The sequence below is a fragment of the Thermoflavimicrobium daqui genome (assembly GCF_003313465.1).
In the GTDB taxonomy this organism is placed as follows: Bacteria; Bacillota; Bacilli; order Thermoactinomycetales; family Thermoactinomycetaceae; genus Thermoflavimicrobium; species Thermoflavimicrobium daqui.
The window spans coordinates 478011-497829 of record NZ_KZ845663.1 but is presented as its reverse complement, the minus strand read 5'-3'; the positions used below and the strand labels follow the sequence as shown (position 1 = coordinate 497829).

At 35.9% G+C, this 19819-nt stretch carries 20 protein-coding genes and 1 riboswitch; of the genes, 16 read left to right on the top strand and 4 right to left on the bottom strand.

All coding sequences use genetic code 11. The features are described 5' to 3' along the window. Positions 1-676: 676 nt before the first annotated feature. From DL897_RS02320 to DL897_RS02295, 6 genes are all read left to right on the top strand, one after another. Positions 677-1414: a hypothetical protein gene (locus DL897_RS02320; protein ID WP_113657508.1), complete on the top strand. Its 738-nt coding sequence runs from the start codon at positions 677-679 to the stop codon at positions 1412-1414. 27 nt (positions 1415-1441) lie between these two features. Beyond that, a complete protein-coding gene (locus DL897_RS02315) occupies positions 1442-1891 on the top strand; it encodes a DUF6022 family protein (protein WP_113657507.1) in 450 nt (149 codons plus the stop codon). Positions 1892-2244: 353 nt separating this feature from the next. Then, positions 2245-2796, top strand: a complete 552-nt coding sequence (locus tag DL897_RS02310) for a DUF4309 domain-containing protein (RefSeq protein ID WP_168188606.1) — start codon at positions 2245-2247, stop codon at positions 2794-2796. A 14-nt stretch (positions 2797-2810) separates the two neighbouring features. Then, positions 2811-3428 carry a DUF4309 domain-containing protein gene (locus tag DL897_RS02305; protein ID WP_113657505.1) on the top strand — a complete coding sequence of 206 codons (618 nt, stop codon included), beginning with the start codon at positions 2811-2813 and terminating at the stop codon, positions 3426-3428. A gap of 58 nt (positions 3429-3486) precedes the next feature. Further along, the gene (locus DL897_RS02300; RefSeq protein WP_168188605.1) at positions 3487-3729 is read left to right on the top strand and encodes a DnaJ domain-containing protein; all 243 of its coding nucleotides are present in this window, start codon (positions 3487-3489) and stop codon (positions 3727-3729) included. An 18-nt stretch (positions 3730-3747) separates the two neighbouring features. Then, positions 3748-3978 carry a hypothetical protein gene (locus tag DL897_RS02295; RefSeq protein ID WP_113657503.1) on the top strand — a complete coding sequence of 77 codons (231 nt, stop codon included), beginning with the start codon at positions 3748-3750 and terminating at the stop codon, positions 3976-3978. Positions 3979-4633: 655 nt separating this feature from the next. Here the strand turns inward: DL897_RS02295 and DL897_RS02285 are convergent. Next, positions 4634-5953, bottom strand: a complete 1320-nt coding sequence (locus DL897_RS02285; RefSeq protein ID WP_113657501.1) for a Na+/H+ antiporter NhaC family protein — start codon at positions 5951-5953, stop codon at positions 4634-4636. 111 nt (positions 5954-6064) lie between these two features. Beyond that, positions 6065-6173: riboswitch (SAM riboswitch) on the bottom strand. 199 nt (positions 6174-6372) lie between these two features. Between DL897_RS02285 and DL897_RS02280 the strand changes: the two genes are divergently transcribed. From DL897_RS02280 to DL897_RS02265, 4 genes are all read left to right on the top strand, one after another. After that, positions 6373-7287, top strand: coding sequence for an ABC transporter ATP-binding protein (locus DL897_RS02280; protein WP_113657500.1), 915 nt, complete (start codon positions 6373-6375; stop codon positions 7285-7287). After that, the gene (locus tag DL897_RS02275; protein ID WP_113657499.1) at positions 7277-7990 is read left to right on the top strand and encodes an ABC transporter permease; all 714 of its coding nucleotides are present in this window, start codon (positions 7277-7279) and stop codon (positions 7988-7990) included. The genes DL897_RS02280 and DL897_RS02275 overlap by 11 nt, the downstream gene beginning before the upstream one ends. A 178-nt stretch (positions 7991-8168) precedes the next feature. Then, positions 8169-8789, top strand: coding sequence for a DUF47 domain-containing protein (locus DL897_RS02270; RefSeq protein WP_113657498.1), 621 nt, complete (start codon positions 8169-8171; stop codon positions 8787-8789). Beyond that, the gene (locus DL897_RS02265) at positions 8782-9777 is read left to right on the top strand and encodes an inorganic phosphate transporter (protein ID WP_113657497.1); all 996 of its coding nucleotides are present in this window, start codon (positions 8782-8784) and stop codon (positions 9775-9777) included. The genes DL897_RS02270 and DL897_RS02265 overlap by 8 nt, the downstream gene beginning before the upstream one ends. 127 nt (positions 9778-9904) lie before the next feature. Here the strand turns inward: DL897_RS02265 and DL897_RS02260 are convergent, their stop codons facing one another. Then, the gene (locus tag DL897_RS02260) at positions 9905-11512 is read right to left on the bottom strand and encodes a flavin monoamine oxidase family protein (RefSeq protein ID WP_113657496.1); all 1608 of its coding nucleotides are present in this window, start codon (positions 11510-11512) and stop codon (positions 9905-9907) included. Positions 11513-11786: 274 nt separating this feature from the next. Between DL897_RS02260 and DL897_RS02255 the strand changes: the two genes are divergently transcribed. From DL897_RS02255 to DL897_RS02245, 3 genes are all read left to right on the top strand, one after another. After that, complete coding sequence (locus DL897_RS02255) at positions 11787-12299, top strand: hypothetical protein (RefSeq protein WP_113657495.1); 513 nt, start codon at positions 11787-11789, stop codon at positions 12297-12299. Positions 12300-12636: 337 nt separating this feature from the next. Beyond that, positions 12637-13506, top strand: a complete 870-nt coding sequence (locus DL897_RS02250) for a hypothetical protein (protein ID WP_113657494.1) — start codon at positions 12637-12639, stop codon at positions 13504-13506. Positions 13507-13855: 349 nt separating this feature from the next. Then, positions 13856-14800, top strand: a complete 945-nt coding sequence (locus DL897_RS02245) for a protein kinase domain-containing protein (protein ID WP_476718216.1) — start codon at positions 13856-13858, stop codon at positions 14798-14800. A 108-nt stretch (positions 14801-14908) separates the two neighbouring features. Here DL897_RS02245 and pnuC read toward each other — a convergent pair whose 3' ends face one another. Then, positions 14909-15544 (bottom strand): nicotinamide riboside transporter PnuC, encoded by a 636-nt coding sequence (gene pnuC, locus DL897_RS02240; RefSeq protein WP_113657492.1) that lies wholly within the window; start codon positions 15542-15544, stop codon positions 14909-14911. 243 nt (positions 15545-15787) lie between these two features. On the opposite strand from pnuC, the gene deoD reads away from it, so the two are divergent. From deoD to DL897_RS02225, 3 genes are all read left to right on the top strand, one after another. Continuing rightward, a complete protein-coding gene (deoD, locus tag DL897_RS02235) occupies positions 15788-16495 on the top strand; it encodes a purine-nucleoside phosphorylase (RefSeq protein ID WP_113657491.1) in 708 nt (235 codons plus the stop codon). A gap of 220 nt (positions 16496-16715) precedes the next feature. Beyond that, complete coding sequence (locus DL897_RS02230; protein WP_113657725.1) at positions 16716-17159, top strand: DMT family transporter; 444 nt, start codon at positions 16716-16718, stop codon at positions 17157-17159. 275 nt (positions 17160-17434) lie between these two features. Beyond that, positions 17435-19303, top strand: a complete 1869-nt coding sequence (locus DL897_RS02225) for a terpene cyclase/mutase family protein (RefSeq protein WP_113657490.1) — start codon at positions 17435-17437, stop codon at positions 19301-19303. Positions 19304-19386: 83 nt separating this feature from the next. Here the strand turns inward: DL897_RS02225 and DL897_RS02220 are convergent, their stop codons facing one another. Continuing rightward, entirely contained in the window at positions 19387-19737 is a 351-nt protein-coding gene (locus DL897_RS02220; protein ID WP_113657489.1) for a DUF2512 family protein, read from the bottom strand. Positions 19738-19819 lie beyond the last annotated feature (82 nt).

Here is a 19819-nt window from a genome sequence, read left to right as displayed (position 1 = left end):
AAGACTTTACCTAAGCAATCATTTAATTATTCATTTTTATTAAAGTGCATCCCGATTATTATAAATTTAGCCTTCAGATGTTTGTGACTGAAGGCTTTTTGAATGTGCGCTCGGCATGAGCACATTCTATAGGGTGAAAGTCCCGTACAGCAAAGGTAGCAGTAGTCGTTAGCCCAAGGCGGCAGGATCTGAAGGAAGCCGGCGGTAAACCTCCAACCTAAGGAACACGAACTTTATACGAGGCTAGCATCCATTGGACGAATGGATACGCAGAAGACTCAGAATGTGTTTATGGAAGCAGTGAAAGAACTCAAAAAACTAAAGTAAAAAGGTTTATCTCTTTAGGAGTTCCCAAAGAAAAAGCCTATGAATGGAGTATCACGCGAAAGAAATAATGGCGCATTGCTTGAACTCTATACTTCACCAAACACTAAATTATGCCTATGAGCGGATTATTAATACATTAAATTTACATATAAATTTATATTTCAGTTACTTAATTGTAAAGTATAGACATATAATTTAAAATTGGGCTAAACCATTATGCTACATAAATATTATTTAATTGATTTACAATTCAAAGTTATGGTGGGATGTGGGATTATATCCACTTTTGCGCAGATGGACTAGGATTATAAAGCTTGGGACAGCAGTAGGTTTATTAGGAGGGTATAGATTGGAAGCGAAGTTGAAAAATATCATCGAAGACTGGTTGGTAGAAAGGTGTAAAAAGAAGGATGGATCGTGCAATATTTCCCGAGTGTGGGAGGTTGCTAGTGAGTTAGTAGTAGATCCACTCGATGTGATGGGGTTATTTGAACATATATGTAATCATGGTTACCTACCCGTTTCATATCATTTACAGTTTTATAGTGTACCTAAGGAAAATAGTTCAGAATTAGAATATATGATGGTTGTGCGAGAGGAAGGGATTAGTATTTGTAAGTATCCCTTCGCTCAGTTTACATCGGATCAAGGATGTTGGGAATCCAAAGGTGTGTTTAAATTTATCGAGCAATTGATAAAGATCCGCGATAGTTCCTCTGGTATGTCCCAATTACCACCGCTTGATGAAGGTGAGATCATTTTTAACCAAGCAGTAAGTCCTAAAGCTGATCCTCATGTTGTCCCATTTCAACAAATAAACGATGTTTTGTATATAGAAGGTTCCCAAAGTGCTAAGAATACTAAAGAAAATATAAAAGGGGTTCAAAAGATGCAAAAGTTACTAGCAGAAGTAGCTCGTAAATTAGATGGCACGATTGGTTCAGTGGAAAAAGGGATTGAGCAATCTGCTCTTATTATAGTGAATCAAGGTGATTCCAAGTCATTAATGAAATTGTTGCTCTCGATCGAAGAGGAATTAAAAGAGATTCAAGAAAATATCTCAGAACATTTGAATACAAATGGTTAGTAATTGGCTATTAGGAGGGTATGGGAAATGGGAGAGTTTAAACCCGGTATGTCAATAAAAGAAATTGGGAGCTTAATTGAGGATTATGTGACAGCACATTGGCAGAAAGTCCTTGAGGAAAATTATGACCTGCTTTTACAGTCTTTCAAGAAAATCGGAGAACCTACGTATGGAATTTATCTTAAAAAACTAATGACCCCAGTTTTTGAACAATTATTTAAAGCTGGCTTTCAGTTCAAGAGTATATTAAATTTGCATGATTCTTTAGAAGAGTGGGGACCACAAGAAAATCGTGATCGAATGCTTTGGAGTGTAGTCAAAGATCAAGAAAACAATCCAATCGGTACCTTTATCATTGAATTATTTCACAGTCATACTCAGTTTGCTATTCCCTCTATGCCACGGGTTTTTGTTTTGGAAGAGATCGAAAGAGAAAATATTATTAAAGCGATTCGACGTATCAAAGAAGGTACATAGTATTATCTTATGATGACTCAAGCCGCTGTTAAAAAAATAAGACAGCGGCTTTTATTTTTTCATTTTTTTAAATAGGTAATATAAAATTCTAATTCCCTTAATGACCCCGAAAAAATTTTCGCTTAGTGTCAAATATATATTTAAATCTTTCGACTATAGGAATATAAAGCTACTTTATAACAAAGTTTTATTTTATAATAATTTGTGAATCTGCGTTTTATATAATGGATAAAGGAGTTATTTGACTGAGAATGTTTGTACGAAATGCGCTTTACAAAATGGTATCTATCATTTTAGTATCTTTCCTTTTAGTTAGCTGTTAATCAGAAACAGTAGAGGTGGAAGTAAAAGAAGTGAGAATTAAAACAGCAAGTCCGGGAATTAGGCAAGCAAGGGAAATTTATAATTTGGCTTTACAAGGAAAAGTATATGGTGTTCCGTTTGCCGTGGGACTCAATGAACATGTATTTCCTAAAGAATGGGGGGCTGCTGATGCAAGGATAAGAGGAGTGACAGAAAATGGAGGTATTTTTGTTTACTATTGGAAAAGAGCTCCTTCCGTATTTTTCACTTTTCTTGGAGAAACTCGAAATTATGAAGAGTTTACTGTAGGGGTAAGAGATGTAAAATCAACTGATCCCTATTTTTTAAATGGACGATATATTAGCTTACCTGATCGCTATAAAGATGTCACGATTCAAGATGTGATTAAAGTGTTCGGGGATAATTATTATCAATCAACTTATACTGAGCCGGCCGGATCAACCGTAAGTTACTTTTATACATTATCTTTTGATTATTGTATTCGCTTTGCTGTATATGAAAATAAACTGGTTTCGTTTATGGTATCCAAACAGACAAATCCTTTTGTGCAAGAAGATCTGAAAAAATTACGTCAACAATAAGAAGAGGTGGAGATATGGGCTTTCTAGCCAATAAAAGACGATTGGTTAGTTCTTTTGCTATCTTGTTTATGTTTATGCTAGGGATGTTAGGTTGTGAAAAGACAGAAGAAAAAGCAGTATCTACAACGTCGAAAGTAAAAATTGAGAATCCTGGAATAGAACAAGCCCAAGAGATTAAAAAGCTAGCTCAGCAGGGGAAGATATATGGTATTCCATTTACAGTAGGAGTTAAGGCGGAGGAAGTGCGAAGTAAATGGGGAGAAGCAGATGAAACGGCTCGAATCGGTGAAACTTGGGGGAAAGCACCTAATGTACAGTTTATTTTTAATAGGGATGGTGCTCTAGCTTATTGGGCCTATCATGTTAGCTTACTCGATGTTAACGATTCTGAATTCGTTGCAAAAGATAGTCAAGCTATTGACTTATCGAAGAGATATAAAGACCTAACTGTAGATCATTTATTAACAGTATTTGGTCAGCCGAGTGAGCGTGATAAAAGAAAATTAGAAAGTGTAGATACCAAGTATTATTTTTACCGTTTCCCTCCTTTCGGGATTGAATTTATTGTGAATAAAAAACAAGTTGAAGCATTTGCAATTGCTAAAGAAGAGTACTTTAATGAATCAGAATAAGCTGGATTATTGATCATTACACACAGTTACCGAAATGAAAAACGAGGTTGCTAATTTTATGGAAGAGAAAAATTACTATGAGCTAATCGGTCTTCCACCAGATGCTTCTAATGAAGAGATTGACAAGGCGATTTTAAAGAAAATACGGATTTGGCAAAAACGAACAAATACTCCAACTCTTGCACGTCGTCAAGAAGCAGAGCGAATGATAGAACGACTGGATGAGATCAAACTAATACTTTTAGACCCGGAACAGCGAGCGAAATATGATCAAAAGTTACAGGAAATAAAGCGAAAATAATTCTTACCAGCAGTAGACATGTCGTATACATATACCAAGAAGAATGAGTCACATCCAACCACACAATCCCGTACAGATCTCGATGATAAAAATAAAGAAGAACAAGAGCCTGCAACTGCGCAAGCTACCCAACCATTTAAACACCAGTGGGATCAAAGCAGTAGCACGCAAAATGTTACAGCAACAAAAGAAATTGTTTCCACTCATCCGATCATACAACAATTATTGAAAACAAAATGGCTTATTTAGTTTAATTTGCATTGGGATTCTTGTAATTTCGCTTGTAACATGGACTTTCCTTTCAAATACGAAACCTGATTCGATTCCACTTGCACTCAATCAAACGATTATTATTGATAATAAATTTAAAATTAAATTGGTTAAGTATCAGCGTGATGAAGGGAAAACATTTCTTACGTTATCTATTAAAGCAACAGATTCACACAAACAAAGCTATAAGCAGACACTACAAAATAAAGATGTTCTAGATATACCGATTCTTAAAATGTCTTTTCAACTGGAAGATCCGGAAGGCATAAAAATAGTAGAAGCTACTTCAGATCAAGCTAAAGAGTTAATGGAACCATTAATAACCAAGCAGAGGAAATATATGAATGGACTATTAGTGGGATGCCAGAAAAGGATGTCGTCCTTCAGTTAAATTGGATATCTGAAGTAGTATTAAAAGAGAATAATAATATATCCAAAGACGAACTTTTGGGGGAAGAGAGAAAATATAAATTTGAAAATGGGTTCTTATTAAAGAACCCATTTTGAAAGAAACTCCCACTTACTTTAGCTATGAAGTGGGGGTTTCTATTCAAAATAGTTTAGCTTTCAGCTCTATATTAGCTGGAGGCTATTTTCATTTTTCTACTCAGTTAATTAAACATAAGAGTGATTGCTAGTTCGCATTCATTTTTTGCTCTAGTTTAGGATTAGCTTTGAGTGATGTGAGTCTAGGAAAGCCGATCAAAATAGATATAATAGCACAAAGACCGATCAAAATTGGATAGTAAGAATACTGTAAGATGCTGATCGGAGAAATTGAAGCGATACCAGCTGCCAACAGAAGTTGTGGTCCATACGGGATAAGTCCTTGACAGCAGCATGAAAAGATATCAAGTAAACTAGCTGATTTACGTGGATCAATCTGATATCGATCAGCAACATCTTTCGCCAAGGGTCCTGTGATTAGAATGGAAATGGTATTGTTAGCAATCGAAAGATTTGTAAGCATAATAAGTCCAGCGATCCCAAATTCGGCTCCTTTTTTTGATTGAATTTTACTTGTGATGGTATATAAGAGATAGTCGATTCCACCATGATGTTTGATAAGCTCAACTGTACCACCAATCAATAGAACTAAGATGGATAATTCTTGCATACTTGCAATGCCCTCACCTATTTTGTGTAGAAAACTTAACCAGTCAAAATTTCCATACCATAGACCAATAGCTCCAGCAAAAATAATTCCTCCTGTTAATACAATAATTACGTTGATGCCAATGAGAGCAGCGACTAATACACCTAGATATGGAAGGGTTTGTATCCATTCAAAATGATGTTTGATGAGTTCACTTTGCGTACTTGAAGTTAACAGAGTTAGAATGATTACAGTCAAGATTGCTGCAGGGAGGACAATCAGAAAGTTAACTTTAAATTTATCTCTCATTTGTATTTTTTGTGTATTGACTGCTGCGATAGTCGTATCGGAGATGACAGATAGGTTATCACCAAACATGGCACCACCAATGACAGCAGCCATTGATAATGCTAAAGGAATATCCGTTTGTCCGCTAATGCCCACTCCAATAGGAGCTAAAGCAACGATAGTGCCCATAGATGTTCCCATAGATAAAGAAATAAAACAAGCAATTACGAAAATCCCTACAATCAAAAGATTTTGTGGTAAATAAGACATAGCCAGATTAACGGTCGATTCTACCGCTCCCATGCCTTTAGCAACAGCTGAAAATGCACCAGACAAGAGAAAAATAATAATCATTAAAATAATATTTGGATGGCCAGCTCCCCTACAAAAAATATTGATCTTATTTGGCATTGACTCCTTACGGTTCATGATTAGAGCTATTCCTCCAGCAATCAGGATTACCACAATCACAGGAATTTTATTAAAGTCACCAATGACAATACCAATACCGATAAATAAAACTAAAAATATAGCTAACGGCAATAAAGCTATGGGGTTCCCTTTTTTCATTGTTAAAGCCACCTTTCAAAGACATTGCTATACGAACCTCTTATTGCCAGAGAGAAAAGAAATAGACCTCTTCTTGCAGAAGAAGAGGTCTTATCAAAATAAGAGGCACTCTTCTTATCTTCCAAGCTTGATGCTTGCTGGATTTGGCACAGCGCTCTTAAGTCGAGAGCCCGTTGCCGAGGCTTCCTTGGGCCAGTCCCTCCGCCTCTCTAGATAAGAAGATTAATCTATAATTTTATATTAAAAGGGTTTTTTAAAAATAAATGATTGCCTTGTGCCATATTAAAATGATTTAGCATAAATGTCAATGTGACTTTATTGTCTTTTTTTGGATAGGGTGCTGTTTGGGTGAAAATAAAAAGTGATCGAATGGAAATACTAACTATTGAGACTGTAGGTTTGCGAAGGGGCAATTATCCATGTATGCTTTGGAGCTACAAAATGTGACGAAACGTATCAAAGAACAAGAGATTATCAGCAACCTGTCCTTTGAGCTAAAGTATGGAGAGATCTTAGGCTTTTTGGGACCAAACGGAGCAGGGAAAACGACCACCATTCGAATGATTACAGGTTTAATGAAAGTTACTGATGGAGATATTATTGTTGCTGGAAAAAGCATCCAAAAAGAATGGAGGCCATCCATTAGTCAAATTGGAGCGATTATTGAAACGCCTTCATTATATCCCTATATGACAGGCCGACAAAATCTAAGATATTTTTCTAGAATGTATACGGAAGTTGATGAGAACCGGATTAATGATGTCGTAATACGTCTTGAAATAGATAAAGTATTAGATCAAAAAGTAAAAAATTACTCTCTAGGGATGAAACAACGTTTAGGCATCGCAGTTGCTTTACTTCATCAGCCGCAAATTTTAATTTTAGATGAGCCCACGAATGGTTTAGATCCAGCAGGGATTAAGGAAATCCGTAACTATTTGAAATATTTAGCCCATCAAGAGAATATCGCTATTTTGGTCTCAAGTCACCTGTTAGCTGAAGTAGAGTTGATGTGCGATCGGGTGATTATTATTCAAAATGGGAAGCGAGTTTTTATACAAGATCTGAAAGAAAATAGGATGAAGCAACAGCAAAAGGTGAAAATTAAAGGGGATCCTATACAAGTGACAAATGCCCTACATCTTTATGATCCACAACTTAAGATTTCCCAAGCAGACGATGGTGTTTTAATCACAAGAGCGGTGGATGAGATTCCTGAAATAATCTACCATCTTGCTCAAGAGCGTATTCGTATCTATGAGGTTTATGTTGTAAGTAAATCTCTAGAAGAGAAATTTTTAGAAGTGGTTGGAGATAAAGACGATGGTAGGTAATCTGATTCAAAATGAGCTAATGAAATTTTTTGTACGAAAAAGAACTTGGGTATACTTTATCATTTTTTATAGCATCCCCTTTCTATTTATTCTGATCTATTTTTTTAAAACAGGATCAGCTTGGCAGAAAAGCTTTATTGATTTTGCTTTGGTATTTCAATTGAGTTTTATAGGGATTTACACAACGATTTTAGCTGCTACAACCGTTGCAGAGGAATATGTTAATGGAACGATTAAACAGTTATTGATTCGTCCATATTCACGAACTAATGTCTTATTATCAAAGTATTTTGCTGTATTTTTGATGTTACTATTTCAATTAATCGGTACCTATTTAATAGCGTACATATTAACTTGGTTTTTTACTATTGAAAAAGTATATTTTTCCTTATTCATTCGCGACCTACTGTATGCATTAATTTTACAGACGGTTTATATGACGATTGCGTTTATGATTGCGACACTCACGCGTAAATCGGCATTAGCTATAGCACTAACGATTTTTCTACAACTTACCCAAGGGCTCTCATCGTTTATAAATATGTTTTATCCTTTTTTATCTAAGTATTATTTATTTGGGCTTTTGAATTTAGGTCAATTACCAGAAGGTGTTTCGCTTGCGTGGGCGATTTTGGTCATTGCTATATACTATATCATTTTCATTTTGGTTACATTTCAGGCTTTTTCCAGAAGGGATGTATAAATTATTTTGGAAAAAAAGCTGTTGGATCAGAAATTTTACATGTAGAAGAAGGAGAACCAAATTTAGGGTCTTTTTGTAATCTATAATTAGAGATATTATATTTTATAGAGTTTTATGGATGCCTACTAGTCATGTAGAAGAAATAGCTCGATATATAGCGAAATAGGAGGAAGCAATTGTGCTCTTTAATCGTTCAAAAGACCAGCTTTTTTTACAAACTATGTTAGAAATTACAAATAATATAGCCGAAGCGGTCAAACTATTTCATGAAAATGTGGTAACTCTAGAAGAAAAAGAAAAATATGCAGAGCAATTAAAAGAACTGGAGAAAAAAGGGGATGAGTATACTCATTTTCTTATTAAAGAATTGAACCAAACTTTTGTGACACCACTTGATCATGAAGATATCTTAAACTTAGCTTATTATCTTGATGACGTTTTGGATGGAATTGAAGCTTGTTCTGCCCGTTTGGTTTATATGCGGGTCAATGAGCCCACTTCATACTTGCATCAATTTGCTGAGATCTTAAGTAAGTGTGCAAAACTACTACAAGAAGCATTTAAAGCTTTAGATAAAAAGGATTATAAAACGATCCAATCGATTTCAGTGGAAATCAATGATCTGGAAAATGAAGGAGATAGATTGATGCGAGAAGGAATCGGTCAGTTGTTTAAAAAACCGACTGATCCTATTCACGTGATTACAATGAAAGAAATATATGAAAGATTAGAATATATCACTGACTCCTTTGAAGATGTGATGAACGTTATGGAAAGCGTGGTTATGAAATATGCTTGATCCATATTATCTACTTATCGCAGTGGTAATTCTTGCCCTTGCGTATAATTTTACAAATGGCTGGCATGATACGGCAAATGCAATTGCGACAGTAGTAGGAACTCGAACGCTTACAGCGTGGCAAGCGATTGCACTTGCAGCTGTATTAAACTTAGTTGGTGCTTTCTTTTCTACAGAGGTGGCAAAAGCGATAGGTAATGATATTGTGGATCCGAAAAGTGTCACTTTAGTGGTATTGGTAGCCGCATTGATTGCGGTGATTGTCTGGAATGTAGTGACCGTATTGATTGGCTTACCTACGAGTTCATCTCATGCTTTAATCGGGAGTCTGATCGGAGCAGCAGTAGCTCATCGAGGACCTAGTATTTTACAAGCAAAAGGAATTATGGTGATTTTAATAGGTATGTTGATTTCACCAGTATTAGGAGCTCTTATGGGGGCGGGCTTAATGAAGTTGATCCGCCGTATTTTTGGGAATACTCCTCGCGCGAAAGTGAAATCGATATTTAAATATTTACAAATTATTTCCTCTGGGTTTATGGCTTTTAGCCATGGGGCTTCTGATGCTCAAAAGGCGATGGGGATTATTGCAATGGCATTGATGGCATACGGACATCAAACGAGCCTAACTGTTCCACTTTGGGCTCAGATTGCAGCTGCTTTATTAATGGCTGCAGGAACAGCAGCTGGTGGACAAAAAATTATTCATACAATTGGTTCGCGTTTAAGCCGTTTAGAGACGCCACAAGGATTTGCTGCAGAAACTGGGGCTGCTTTATTACTTACTGTGGTAGCTAAAGTGGGTGTGCCAGTAAGTACTACCCACACGATTACAGGATCGATTATCGGTGTAGGAGCTGCAGAGCGCTTGCGGAGTGTGCGGTGGAGTGTTGCCACTAAAATTGTTTATGCTTGGATATTGACACTTCCTGGAACAGCATTGATGGGATATTTGTTCTATTATGTTTTCCGTATTTTTGAGGCATAAGTTATATAATTTTTTATATATAGATAATAGAAATATTTAGATGTTTGGATATATTAGCGAACAAAATATCTATACAAAGGAAATGAGCTTCTCATTAATGAGAAGCTCATTTGTTTGGTAACAGGAGTCAATCAAGAGTAGGTATATTGTATGATATAGATTTCACTAATAAAGATGGATCATGTGTGCCTTTTAAGTCTCGTAGAATTTCATATGCTACTCGTTCACCAGATTCTACAGCTCCATTTAAAAATCCCATAAATTGATAGGATGTATGTTCTCCTGCAAAATAACAGTTTTCTTCTGGCTCACTTTCGATTCCTGCAAATTTCGTATACTGCCCAACGCGATAGTAAGTATGAGATCCTTTTGTCCATTGATATTGACTCCAAGGATTGATTATGAATTTACCATTGTACCAGCTACTCAAGCCGGGAAAGATCGATTCAATTTGCTGTAAAAATTCATCTACATTCTTTTGCGAAGAGTTGGATGTAAAGCTTTTGGCAGTAGCCCCACCTGTAAAATTATTTAAAATACCTGGTTTCCCCGCTTGAGCACGTGTAACCTCCCATGTACATTGGTATCCGGTATCAGAAAAAGAGGAGCCATTGTAACCTAGATCTCTCCAGTGACGTTTTGTAAACTGAAGCTGAAATTTCGTGTTGTTACCCATTCCTTTTTCTTCAATTGCAATCTGTTTTAAAGGATGGAAGTTAGCTTGGCTGTAATCGACAGAAGAACGAAGAATGGTAAATGGAATGGCTAATACTACTTTATCAGCGGTTATTTCTTTTGTGTGTAGTTTATATTTAAAGGTTAATGTATAACTGTGATTTGGATTCTTTTTAATACCTACTAGTTGGTGACCGGTTTTAATTTGTGTTTGTAGTTCTTTCGCCAGCCTCGTGATAATCTGATCGTTGCCACCATGTACATGATAAGCTTCATCTGACTTAATGATATGATTGCAGCTCATAAGCAAAATTAAGTTTAAAGCACTTTGATCACTTGCTTCTGCCCCATATTCAGTCGTATATGCAATATTTAAAAGTGTACCTAGTTTGGAGCCTATTCCACCTGGAACATTTTGTTTAATCCAGTCGTTAATAGACATGTGATCTAATTCCCAAGCCCTCTTACTGTAATGGTTATAATATACTCCCCCTTTAATAGCTGTTTGATCCCGATGAAGAAGCGGATAAACTCTTTTTAGATCTTCAGCAACTTCCTTCATGGTATAAGGGGTTTGATGAAAGTATAGAATAGTTTTTGTTTCTTGGTTCTCTTCTTGTACATTGTCTAATCGCAGTCCTAATTCATTTACCAAATGGCGAATATGAAAGTGCTCCGTGTTGATAAACTCACCACCACGCTCAACAATTTGCCCTGCGTTAAAGTAGTTTCTCTCGGACCAGCATCGGCCACCCAATCGATGGGCTGCTTCATAGATTGTAGTATTAATGCCTGCTTTTTTTAAACGATAAGCGCAAGTTAATCCAGCAAGTCCTGCACCTACAATGACCACTTTTTCAGGCGGATTAGAGGGTGCATTTTTTGGTACGTTTGGTATAAAAGGATTCAGTTCGGGATACGTCTTTTTTTGAGACTCTCCACAGTTTGAAGTATCGTTGCTCTTATTAGTGATCACTTCGTCTATAGGAACTCCTCGTTTAAATGATTCGGCTGCTATAGAAGAGGCTTTGCGTAAGCTTCGTAGAAGGGGGGTACGCATATTTTAAGCACCTCTAGGTTCGAGGAAATAAAAAGAGTACAAATGATGGTTTATTAGATTGACTGTTTTTACTTAGTACAGTTATATTTTTACTATAAAATCGATATCCATACATACTAGCAAGGAATTGATTGGATAACTATTAGAAAGGAAATTAAATATAAATATTTTCGGAAGAAAAATATGAACAATTTGTTAATTTATAATTCGAAGATGATAAAGTGTTATAATCTATGAATGAAAGCTATAAAAACCTAAAGTGAGGAGATAAATATTGAAGAGAATTATAGTTTTTCTGTTTGTATGTATATTAAGTGTTATAGCCGTTGCATGTTCTGGAGGAACGATTAAGGATGGAGATCATGTTCTCACAAGTAATGGAGATTATATTTTATATAAAAACGAAAAATATAAATTTAATGCCAAACTTCCAGAGAGTTGGGATGATGTCTTTCAAGTGAAATCAAATACAGACAAAGCTATACCCGAAAAACTCGAAACGATTACCTTTGAGTTAAAAAATGAGAATGCCCCTATTTTTACGATTGGTGTTTTTAATATCCCTTCTAAATCAGCATGGGATCAAAAAGAACTAGCTAACCAGTGGGAATACCTTACCACGAAAAATGGTAAAACATTAGCAATCATGCAATCAACCGAACCTCCAGCTTCCTTTTTTGATGAAAGTGGTAATGTAAAGGAAGATGTAAAAGAGAAGCTATCCCAGCTAGATAAAATGATTAATGATGAATTACCAAATATAAGTAAGAGTATTCAATTTGAATAGAGTCCATTGAGCCAGCTGCTTTAATGGATGGTATGGATTGAAAATGGAGATTAAACTGTTACATAAGAGAACATTATATCCTCCACACCAGATAATGAGGTAGTGAATAAAGAGTAGGTTTCTCTTAAGCACTACTTTAAGAAACCTACTCGAGTTCAGCCCGTTTCGTGTGTGAGGATATTTTTAGTTAGAAGAGTTCCATATTTTGCTGTTAATCGTACTTCTTGTAATTATTTACTTTTTACATCGAATTAATGATATGATATATATATATTTTAACTTTTATGATAATTGATTGTAATTTCTAAAAATGGTTGAAGAGAGGTATGTTTAGCGGATGTCTTGTTCCACAAATGGTGAAGGAAGTCATCTATCCTTTTGTTTGATGACTCGAATGGAATTTAGTGATGTTCTAATGATGATGGACTATGAATACTTTCAAAGTTGGAAAGGTTTACAGCCATATTCAGACCGATGGGTACTTATTAGGCAAGGAGATTTCCCAGACGAATGGAATAGGAAATGTCATTTGATATCTAAAGACTTATTTTGGGTTGGGACGAAGGAAGAGATTTTTGCTTTTCGTCAAAGTTTGATTAATAACTTAAAGAAATATGGACAGGTAAAAGTAAATAGCCAAAAAGAGATTACTTTTTTAGAAATGGATACGAAAGATGGGGAAGAGTATCAGATTACCTTAGTTGTACGAAAACTGTGCGATAATGATCGTAGCCTCTATACGGTTTCTTCCATGATCCCTGTAGGAGCAGGGGTGGCATATCTTTTTGATGGTTTTAGTACAGCTGTTGTAGGTTTTCCCATTATAAAGGATCAACTGAATAAGTTGTTAGTAATGCCTGATACAGTAGCTGATCACGAGAAATCAGTCATTGAAGATTGCTCTTCTTATACGATAAATATTGATTCTGGCTATTTAGTTTTAGCTAGTTCCACAGTTGGTTTTAATAAAATATGTGCCAAACGTTTTAAAGAGTTTCACCAGCAAAACATAAAAAATTATGAAATTTTATATGATAAAATTGACCAAAATATATTGATCTTTAGTGTGGAGCCGGGAACTTATCAAATCAATTATTACTCAGAAGATAAGATACAAGAAATGATTTTAAGCACAGACTTGGATGAGGAAGTGGATTGGGATGATTATAAAGGTGGTTATTTGATTGAGAAAGTAACATCTATATAGTAGCAGTTTACTTCCGAGCATGCAGCCTAATTTATAAATAAAATCTAGTTGAAGAGAGGTTGTTGCTGCTGTAAGAGAAATAGATGGATAGGCATGGCTAATGACTTCCAAAAATAAAGCGTTCCTTTTGTTGAATGACATTTGCTCTTTCGTAAGCAAGAGGGGTAGAATGGAAAAGGAAACCATCTATATCAGAAGCTGTGCTTAAAATAAGACATCTTTACCTTTGAAGGTGTCTTTTTTATACAAAATATATTATTTGGATTTAAATAAATATTTATTACAAATTACACTATAATAAATCTCAGGTTTATGGAACGCAGCAACTAAGGTGTAGAAAGAAAGGTGATTGATTGAGTTGGAAGGAAAAATTTTGGCTGGGAGGTATCAAATAATTCATTATGTAGGTGGAGGGATGTCTCGCGTATATAAAGCAAAAGATATCGTACTTGACCGTTATGTGGCAGTTAAAATGATGTCAGAACAGCTTAAGCAAAATCAAGAACTTATCTATCGTTTTATACGTGAAGCAAAATTGGTCGGGAGATTTTCTCATCCCAATATAGTGAATGTGTTTGATGCAGGACGTGATGATGATTTATATTACATGGTAATGGAATATATTGAGGGAGTATCTTTAAAAGATTGGATTCAAAAGAAGAAATTATCATTAAGAGAGATCGTTTCTATTGGTATACAAATTTGTGAAGGATTAGATTATGCTCATAAACACGGAATTATTCATCGTGATATAAAGCCACATAACATTTTAATAACTTTAGATGGACATGTAAAAGTATCGGATTTCGGCATTTCTCGGTTTGTTGAAGGAGGCACCCAGTTAACAGAGACGGATGTAGTAATTGGAACAGTTCATTACTTTTCACCTGAACAGGCTAGCGGTGCCAAACTAAGTTTTACTTCAGATATTTATTCTTTTGGGATCATGCTTTATGAAATGGTTACAGGAGAAGTTCCTTTTAAAAATGGTAATAGTGTGATTATAGCTTATCAACATATTGAAAAACCGTTACCTGATCCCAGAAAATTTAATCCGAATCTGCCAAAGAGTTTATATCAAATCATTGATAAAGCTACGCAAAAAAAGCCAGGTGATCGATACTCATCTGCAATGGACATAGCTCTTGAATTAAAATGGACTCTACTAGAAATAGAAAAAGGTCAAAATTATTATCAAATAGTAAAATCATATAGTAAAAAGCGGGCTTGGACTATAGGAATAGGTATCTTAGCTATCCTGTTAGGCTTATTAATAACATTGATTGATGGGTAATAGTCCTAATAATCCAATCCTTTACGTATAGAAGAGATTCTATAAAAGGCAAAGGTTAAGAATACTAGGTTAGTCTTCAGACGTTAGGTAAGGCAATGTCTAATCGCCTTACCTTTTTAACATTTGCAAACTCTTTTTCCACTCGATTAATCCTTGAATACATAAGATAAAACCTATAACGCTGTAGATAATCATGACATATAGTCCAGTGATTAAATAAGTAATAATTAAAATAATATTTGTTAGAATCCAAAGATGCCAGTTTTCAAGGAATTTTTTACTAAGCAGGTATTGAGCGACAAGGCTAATCACCAAATTAAGAGAATCTAAATAAGGATGAGGAACTTCTGTATAATTGACTTCATAATAGGACCAAGCCATCCATCCAATAAGGATGACAACAATTGTTATCCCGATTTGTTTTGGAGTCATCTGCACTGTTGGACGTACGTCTTGATTACCTCTATCACGAAGCCAATAATACCAGCCGTAGACATTAAAAGCTAGTTGAAAAACGGATAGTAATACCATTGCATATAAGCTTTGTGTGAAGTAAATATACAAAAAGGTAGTTACTGTAATTATTCCGAATAGAAAGTTCAATACTTTTTCTTTGGCTAAAAGCCAAAGATTGATAATTCCCATGACTGTAGCAAAAATTTCAATATAACTTGAGCCCAAATATAGACCAACTGCCACTGTAATTAGGCTAGCGATAATAACAAATAAAGGATGTTGGATCAAAGGCCTCACTCCAATATAAATATAGACACTTAATATATCCCCGAATTGGTAAAGAGATAACAGGTGTTTTTCTAAAGTATCTATCCAAAAGAATACCTAAGGCATCTAGGATTGATCTTCACGATCCACGCTAATACAACTTTGTATAGTTACCGATTTTTGGTGTATAGTATTCTTGTATGTTTATATATCAAGTGTTGGATATTAGACTTTTTAGTTATTTCATGAAAGGGAGTTAGTCATATGAGCTTTCATTTAGAGGCAAAACCGGGTGCGATTGCAGAAACCGTATTATTACCAGGAGATCCACTTCGGGCCAAATACATAGCTGAAACTTATTTAGAGAACCCTGTTTGCTATAATCAAGTACGTGGGATGTTTGGCTATACAGGGACTTATAAAGGGAAACCAATTTCCGTACAAGGAACAGGTATGGGAATGCCTTCCATCTCCATTTATGTAACTGAATTAATTGCAGAATATGGTGTGAAAAACTTGTTCCGGATTGGTACAAGTGGCTCTGTTCATCCGCATGTAAAAGTGCTGGATCTTATTTTAGCGATGAGTGCATCGACTAACTCCGGAATGAATCATCAACGATTTAAAGGAATCGACTTTGCCCCAACGGCTAATTTTCATCTTTTAAAAACAGCGTATGATGTTGCACTTGCCAAAGAGCAACCAGTTAAAGTAGGTTCTGTTTTTACTTCTGACTTTTTCTACGAGCTTACCGATGAGGATTATAAACTACTTGGTGACTATCAAATGCTTGTAACAGAAATGGAAACAGCCGCTTTATACACCATTGCTGCTAAGTACGGAGTCAATGCGTTATCCATCTTAACTGTGTCTGATCATGTATTTACGAAAGAAATGATTAGCTCAGAGCAAAAAGAAAAAATGCTACATGAGATGTTTGAAGTAGCATTAGAAACGGCGATTCAAATATAAATTAAAGAGCCAATGAAGGCTCTTTTTTATGGAAATTGTTCAGAAACCAAGCTTCATGTTTAGAATAAGAGCGAATATGTTTTGTGTAAGCTCTAGCTCTTTGAATCGCTATGGAAGGAACCCAGAATACGAGCTTGAGTGGGGAAACGATAAATGACGGACTAAGTGGATATTCTCAAGATGATGGAAATGTAATGGTTAATGAAAGGACATTATGATGATGCGAGTTAATTTGTTTTTGATTTCAATTGCTATTTGTGCTGGCGTTGCCTCGGCAATTCAAGCAGGTGTAAATGGTGCGTTAGGTAAAAAAGTAGGTGTGATTGAAGCAGCATTTGTCTCATTTTTGGTAGGAGCCTGTACTTTGCTAGTACTTATGCTTATTTTTGGCAAGGGCGAATTAGGTGAAGTGTTTTCTGTTCCAAAGTGGCAATTAATTGGTGGAGTGTTTGGGGCCGTTTTTATTTTATGTATGGTTATTACGGTACCTCAAATTGGTGTTGCCTCAACTCTTGTAGCAATCATTGTAGGACAAATTTTTACAAGTACTTTGATTGATCATTTTGGACTTTTAGGTGGAAAGCAGATTCCGATCGATGGTTATCGCTTAGCAGGACTGGCATTAATGGCAATCGCACTATTTTTATTCTACCGAAAAGCATAGAGGGAATCATTGGATGAAAAAACGACAGATCTCATTTCTTTTGTTTATAATCTTACTATTTTTGGGATTGCTCATTACCAAATTGGTAAAGCTTCATTTCATTATGTTTTTAGGTTTAGTGATTGTAGGACTTTTATTTTATTTTTCATTATCGAAAAGGAAATAAAGTTTTTTGCATGGTCTTAGACAGGTGCTTAAAGTAGCCTGTCTTTTTTATAATTTCGTCATCCCTTCTACTTTTCCTTAATAATCTGAAGATAGAAGGAGGTGACGGGATGGAGGAACGGATTGGGAATGCGATTGATCAAATTGTTCGTCGATTACTCCAAGAACAGAATGAAATTGGGTGTTGGGATTATTGTTTTGAAAGTGGAACTATGACTGATGCACTGATGCTTTTACTGATGAAGTGGTTAGGCTATAAGAAGCCAGAGATAGAAGAATTGCTTATCCAGCGCATTCTTTCAAAACAAACACAGGAAGGGACATGGAAGCTATTTCAAGACGAAAAAGAAGGAAATCTAAATGAGACTATATATTGCTGTTTAGCGTTATTATATACCGATAATATTCAACCTAAGGATATAAGAATGCAGCGAGCTAAGGATTTTATTCATTCAAAAGGAGGAGTAGTCCAAGGAGGATCGTTTAGTAAAATAGTACTCAGTATACTAGGTCATTTGGATTGGGGAAAGTCGCCAAGTATGCCGATTGAAATTTTACTTTTATCGGGGAATTCGCCTGTAAACTTTTGTGATTTTGTTGGTTATACTCGTGTTCATTTAGCTCCTGTTTTAGTGCTAGCAAACCAGCGCTTTTCGGTGAAATTACCAGGACATGACAAAGTTTCGGAGTGGATTCAAGCTTGTGGAAGTACCAACTGGATACATAATCATAGAAGTTGGTGGACACGCTTTTTTAAGATGGCGACATGGCTTCGCTCATCATCGGTACGGAGGAGACTTCAAGACAGATCTTATTTATTAGCCGAACAATTTATGCTCAATCGAATTGAGCCAGATGGAACTTTATATTGTTACTTTACAAGTACGTTTTTAATGATTTTTGCTTTGGTAAGTTTGGGATATCCCAAAAATCACCCGCTCATTTGTCAAGCGATGGAAGGATTAATCGATCTAATATTTCCTTTACAAGAAGAAGGACATCTACAAGAGACTTCTTCGACGATCTGGGATACTTCCTTGATCTTATATGCCTTACAAGAAGCGGGAGTATCTTCAAGGCATCCTGCTATACGACGCGGTACTTACTATTTACTTAACAACCAGCAACATACTTGGGGTGATTGGCGATGGCGGAATCCGGGCATCTGTCCAGGAGGTTGGGGATTTTCACGGTATAATACGATCAATCCAGATATTGATGATACTGGGGCTTGTCTTCGCGTGATAGCCCCTGCTGTAATGAAGGGAAAGTATGAAGAATCTTGGAATAGAGGGGTCAACTGGCTTTTATCCATGCAAAATAGGGATGGAGGATGGTCTGCATTTGAGAAAAATACGAATAAAATGTGGTTGTATTTACTCCCATATGACGATACGGAAAGCATTTTGGGTGATCCATCGACGGCAGATCTAACCGGGAGGGCTCTAGAGTTTTTAGGTAACTATTTAGGTTGGTCTTCGTACCATTTTGCTGTTAGGCAGGGGGTTGATTGGCTTGCCCGCCATCAGCAATTTGATGGTTCTTGGTATGGACGTTGGGGAATTTCCTATATTTATGGAACATGGGCAGCACTAACTGGATTAGCCGCAGTCCAATTTCCAAGGGGACATCCAATGGTTGAAAAAGCGGTGGAGTGGCTAAAGTCAATTCAAAACCAAGATGGTGGCTGGGGAGAGTCTTGTCAAAGCCAGATCGAACATCGTTATATTCCATTGCAAGCATCAACTCCTTCACAAACAGCTTGGGCACTTGATGCGTTAATTGCTTATCATGATAAACCAACACCCGAAATCAAAAAAGGAGTGCAGTGTTTACTCGAATTATTAGAAAAAGATAGTTGGGAAATCAGTTATCCGACTGGAGCAGGGCTTGCGGGACAATTTTATATTTATTATCATAGCTATAATCATATTTGGCCATTGGTGACACTTTCCCATTATTGGAATAGGTATATTTAATCAAGGTTTATAAAAAGAATCCAAAAAGCCCACTCTTCCATTTGTTGGAGAAGGTGGGCTTTTGGATGGATAGAATAAACAATTTATGATTTTTCCGTAGCACCATTACGTAATAACCAAATATGTTGAAAGTATTCAGTAACAGCAAGAAAAAACGCTGTTAATAATGCACCTATCCAAGTAATTTGCGATCCAGTGAAAAACCATTGGCTAAAGTAAATAATGACCGTAGCAGCTAGAAAATCCATGAATGTACTTATCCATAGAGTACCAGGTCTTAACATCAATACTTCCATGAGATGACCTACAATGCCTAAAACAAGACCGACGATAATCGGTTGATAGTTAGCCGGATAGAACACATCCTGAAATAAAAACGTAGAGATATATACAACTACTGGACAAACAATTAGTTTAACGAGCAAGCCTTTCATCTTGATCACTCCTTATCCATTAGATTCTCCTGTTCACATAGAAAAATGTAAAAAAGCCAGACAATGAATGTCTGACTTGAAG

What these genes read in the sequence shown, in the direction of transcription:
- DL897_RS02315 (WP_113657507.1), top strand. Translation starts at nt 1,442, where the DNA reads ATGGGAGAGTTTAAACCCGGTATGTCAATAAAAGAAATTGGGAGCTTA.
- DL897_RS02305 (WP_113657505.1), top strand. Translation starts at nt 2,811, where the DNA reads ATGGGCTTTCTAGCCAATAAAAGACGATTGGTTAGTTCTTTTGCTATC.
- DL897_RS02300 (WP_168188605.1), top strand. Translation starts at nt 3,487, where the DNA reads ATGGAAGAGAAAAATTACTATGAGCTAATCGGTCTTCCACCAGATGCT.
- DL897_RS02295 (WP_113657503.1), top strand. Translation starts at nt 3,748, where the DNA reads ATGTCGTATACATATACCAAGAAGAATGAGTCACATCCAACCACACAA.
- DL897_RS02285 (WP_113657501.1), bottom strand. Translation starts at nt 5,953, where the DNA reads ATGAAAAAAGGGAACCCCATAGCTTTATTGCCGTTAGCTATATTTTTA.
- DL897_RS02280 (WP_113657500.1), top strand. Translation starts at nt 6,373, where the DNA reads ATGTATGCTTTGGAGCTACAAAATGTGACGAAACGTATCAAAGAACAA.
- DL897_RS02275 (WP_113657499.1), top strand. Translation starts at nt 7,277, where the DNA reads ATGGTAGGTAATCTGATTCAAAATGAGCTAATGAAATTTTTTGTACGA.
- DL897_RS02265 (WP_113657497.1), top strand. Translation starts at nt 8,782, where the DNA reads ATGCTTGATCCATATTATCTACTTATCGCAGTGGTAATTCTTGCCCTT.
- DL897_RS02260 (WP_113657496.1), bottom strand. Translation starts at nt 11,512, where the DNA reads ATGCGTACCCCCCTTCTACGAAGCTTACGCAAAGCCTCTTCTATAGCA.
- DL897_RS02250 (WP_113657494.1), top strand. Translation starts at nt 12,637, where the DNA reads ATGTCTTGTTCCACAAATGGTGAAGGAAGTCATCTATCCTTTTGTTTG.
- deoD (WP_113657491.1), top strand. Translation starts at nt 15,788, where the DNA reads ATGAGCTTTCATTTAGAGGCAAAACCGGGTGCGATTGCAGAAACCGTA.
- DL897_RS02230 (WP_113657725.1), top strand. Translation starts at nt 16,716, where the DNA reads ATGCGAGTTAATTTGTTTTTGATTTCAATTGCTATTTGTGCTGGCGTT.
- DL897_RS02225 (WP_113657490.1), top strand. Translation starts at nt 17,435, where the DNA reads ATGGAGGAACGGATTGGGAATGCGATTGATCAAATTGTTCGTCGATTA.
- DL897_RS02220 (WP_113657489.1), bottom strand. Translation starts at nt 19,737, where the DNA reads ATGAAAGGCTTGCTCGTTAAACTAATTGTTTGTCCAGTAGTTGTATAT.